We start from the raw sequence: 3903 nt of genomic DNA on the forward strand, positions 1-3903 counted from the left end.
CCGGCATGCCCAGCCAGCCGGACAGTTCCCGGGCGTAGGCGGGCCGGATTCCTGCGTCACGGATCTGGGCGACAACCGGGGCGGATTCCCGCAGGGCGGCGATCCGGCCCTCGACCGTGTCCAGGTTGTGCCGTTTCAGGGTGGCACGGATGGCGAATTCAAACAGCGGACGGCGGGTAGCGATCAGGTCCCGGACGGCGGCGTCGCCCTTGGACTGACGCAGCTCACATGGGTCTGCGCCGTTGGGCTCCACAGCCACGTAAGTCTGCGCGACGAACCGCTGGTCCTCCTCGAAGGCGCGCAAGGCCGCCTTCTGGCCGGCGGCGTCGCCGTCGAAGGTGAAAATGACTTCGCCGCCGCTGCCGTCGTCGGAGAGCAGGCGGCGGGCAATCTTGATGTGCTCGGTGCCGAATGCCGTGCCGCAGGTGGCGACCGCGGTGGTGATCCCGGCCAGGTGGCAGGCCATGACGTCGGTGTAGCCCTCCACAACGACGATCTGGCGGTCCTTGGCGATGTTGCGCTTGGCGAGGTCGATCCCGTAGAGGACCTGCGACTTCTTGTAGAGCGCGGTCTCGGGGGTGTTCAGGTACTTGGGGCCTTGGTCGTCCTCGTAGAGCTTGCGGGCGCCGAAGCCGATGGTGTCGCCGGCGATGTCGCGGATGGGCCAGATGAGCCGGCCGCGGAACCGGTCATAGATGCCCCGGCCGCCCTCCGAGAACATCCCCGTGAGTTTGAGTTCGGGATCGGTGAACCCCCTGCCGCGGAGGTGTTTGAGCAGCGAGTCCCAGCCCTGCGGGGCGTAGCCGACGCCGAACTGGTCTGCGGCGGCGCGGTCGAAGCCGCGGTCGTGCAGGAAGTTGCGGCCCTCGGTGGCCCCGGGGGTCAGCAGCTGGGCGCGGAAGAACTCGTCCGCGACTTTGTGGGCGTCGAGCAGGCGCTGCCGCCGGCCGACGTCCTCGCGGTTCGGTCCGGAGCCGCCGTCCTCGTACCGGAGCTCGAAGCCGATCCGGGCGGCCAGTTTTTCCACGGCCTCGTGGAAGGACGTGTGGTCCAGTTTCTGGACGAAGGAGATGACATCGCCGTCTTCGCCGCAGCCGAAGCAGTGGTACCGGCCCACCTGGGGACGGACGGTGAAGGAGGGCGAACGCTCGTCGTGGAAGGGGCACAGGCCCTTGAAGGAACCGAGTCCTGCGCCCTTGAGGGTCACATAGCCGTCGACGACTTCCTTGATGTCCGTGCGCTGGCGTACTTCGTCGATATCTTCACGTTTGATCAGGCCGGCCACAGTGCCATCCTAGTACCCCGCCCCGACAGGACCAGCGCAAAGCGGGACAGTGCGGGCAAGGTCACCAGACCCGTCACCACAGCGACGGCAGGCTGCCCACGANGAGCCGCTCGTACATGGCCAGCGCGGACCCGTCGGTCAGGGACGCCACCTGGTCGATCACGACACGCAGCCGGGCGCCGGCGTCCTCCGCGTCACGCCAGTCGGCCGCGAACATCGGCTCCAAGTGGCGGTCGCCGGTGGCGCTCAGGGCCGTGACGAGGGCGTGCAGGACCTCGCGCTGGCGTTCGTAGATGGGCTGCCGGTGCTCGGTGGTCATCACGAAGGTGGTGGCCAGGCCCTTCATGACCGCGATTTCCATCACGGTCTCGTCCGGGACGATCAGCTCCGCGTTGTAGCGGGTCAGGTTCTCCGGGCCGTACACGGCGCGGGTGGATGCCAGCGCACTCTGGCAGAACCGGCCGATCAGCTGGCTCGTCATGTCCTTGAGCGCTGCCATCGACTTGCGGCTGCCATCGGCCTCGCGCACCCAGACGCTCGTGGCCTCCAGCCGGGCAAGGGCCGCGTCAATCGCGGCGGGGTCGTTCTGCGGAAGATACCACTGCTTCGCATAGCCGACCACCCGGGCGCGGTGGTCCGGGTTGTCCATCCAGCGCAGCTGGAAATGCCCGGCGACGATCGCGTCCTCGACGTCGTGCACAGAGTAGGAAATGTCGTCGGCGAGGTCCATGACCTGCGCTTCGAGGCAGGAGCGGCGCTCCGGGGCGTCCTCGCGGATCCAGTCGAAAATCGGCAGGTCGTCCTCGTAGGCGCCGAACTTGCTGGTCCGCTCGCCGCGGATGATGGGGGCGTTCGCGGCCGACCACGGGTACTTCGCGGCGGCGTCGAGGCTGGCCCGCGTGAGGTTCAGCCCGGCGGGACGCCCGTCCGGGGCAAGGACCTTGGGTTCGAGACGGGTCAGCAGACGCAGCGTCTGGGCGTTGCCCTCGAAGCCGCCAATCGCATGGGCGACCTCGTTGAGGGCCGATTCGCCGTTGTGGCCGAAGGGCGGGTGGCCGAGGTCATGGCTGAGGCAGGCGGTGTCCACGACATCGGGGTCGCAGCCCAGGGCACGGCCCAGTTCGCGGCCCACCTGGGCGACCTCGAGGCTGTGGGTGAGGCGGGTACGGACGAAGTCGTCGGTGTCCGGGGCCACGACCTGGGTTTTTGCCCCCAGTCGGCGCAGGGCCGAGGAATGCAGCACCCGGGCACGGTCGCGTTCGAAGTCGGAGCGGTAGGTGGACTTGGGCGGCTCCTCCACCCAGCGGGCGGCGTCGCGGGCAACATAGCCGTCCAGCACGGGCGCGGTGGTCCTGGTTTCAGCCACCGGACACGTCCAGTTCCGCGTGGCAGATCTCCCGCGACTGTTCGGCGTCCATGTTGCGGTCCAGCAGCCAGTCTTTGGGCAGGGCCGGCTTCTTGGGCGAGCCTGCGCGGCCTCGGGGGCCCTCGGCGTCAACACCGGGGTACGGGGAATCGAGGTCGAGCTGATCCAGCGTTGCGCGGAGGACCTCGAGGCTGGTGACCATCGCCAGTTTGGTCCGCAGTTCGCTGCCGACCACATAGCCCTTGAAATACCAGGCCATATGCTTGCGGATTTCGCGCAGCGCCTTGCCTTCATCGTTGCCGAACGTTTCGACCATCAGCTCGGCATGGCGGTACACGCTTTCCGCCACCTGCCCGAGGTCCGGCTTGTGCCGCTCGTCGCTGCCTTCGAACGCGGCCATGAGGTCGCCGAACAGCCACGGGCGGCCCTGGCAGCCGCGGCCCACCACCACGCCGTCGACGCCGGTCTCGCGGACCATGCGGACGGCGTCCTCGGCGGACCAGATGTCGCCGTTGCCGAGCACCGGGATGTCCGGCAACGCTTCGCGCAGCCGGGCAATCGCGGACCAGTCGGCCTGGCCGGAGTAGAACTGCGCGGCGGTGCGGCCGTGGAGCGCGACGGCGGCTACCCCGGAATCGCGGGCGATCCGGCCGGCGTCGAGGTACGTGAGGTGGTCCTCGTCGATGCCCTTGCGCATCTTGATGGTCAGCGGGACGTTGCCCTTGGAGGCTTCCTTGACGGCGGTCCGCACGATCGAGGTGAACAGGTCGATCTTCCAGGGCAGGGCTGAGCCGCCGCCCCGCCGGGTCACCTTGGGCACCGGGCAGCCGAAGTTGAGGTCGATGTGGTCCGCGCGGTCTTCCTCGACAAGCATCCGGACGGCCTGGCCGACAGTGACGGGGTCCACGCCGTAGAGCTGGACGGAGCGGACTTTCTCGTCGTCGTCGTGCGCAATGATGCGCAGGGATTCCGGGGTGCGCTCCACGAGGGCACGGGACGTGACCATCTCCGCGACGTACAGGCCGCCGCCGNNNNCACGGCAGAGCCTGCGGAACGCGGAGTTGGTAATGCCCGCCATGGGAGCCAGGATCACGGGGGTGTCCACCGTGAGGGGGCCCAGCTTCAGGGGCGGGAGTTCCAGCTTGGGGGCGGGAGGGGTAGCTACAACAGTCACCTGTTCATTGTCTCAAATCCGGGCAAATCGGCCGGATCCGCGCCTGCTATGTGGAAACCCGGCGTCAGTCCCGCGGGG

General features: G+C 68.5%; 3 protein-coding genes. All 3 read right to left on the reverse strand.

The genetic code is table 11. The annotated features are described in order from the left end of the window. The coding region (gene dnaG, locus K789_RS0109620) for a DNA primase (RefSeq protein ID WP_024366574.1) at positions 1-1285 on the reverse strand (1285 nt) is incomplete at its 3' end. A gap of 73 nt (positions 1286-1358) precedes the next feature. After that, positions 1359-2651: a deoxyguanosinetriphosphate triphosphohydrolase gene (locus tag K789_RS0109625; RefSeq protein ID WP_024366575.1), complete on the reverse strand. Its 1293-nt coding sequence runs from the start codon at positions 2649-2651 to the stop codon at positions 1359-1361. After that, positions 2644-3825, reverse strand: coding sequence for a tRNA dihydrouridine synthase DusB (dusB, locus tag K789_RS0109630; RefSeq protein WP_024366576.1), 1182 nt, complete (start codon positions 3823-3825; stop codon positions 2644-2646). The genes K789_RS0109625 and dusB overlap by 8 nt, the downstream gene beginning before the upstream one ends. Positions 3826-3903: the final 78 nt, after the last annotated feature.

Origin of the sequence: Arthrobacter sp. TB 26, from assembly GCF_000427315.1 — a bacterium.
GTDB lineage: Bacteria > Actinomycetota > Actinomycetes > Actinomycetales > Micrococcaceae > Arthrobacter.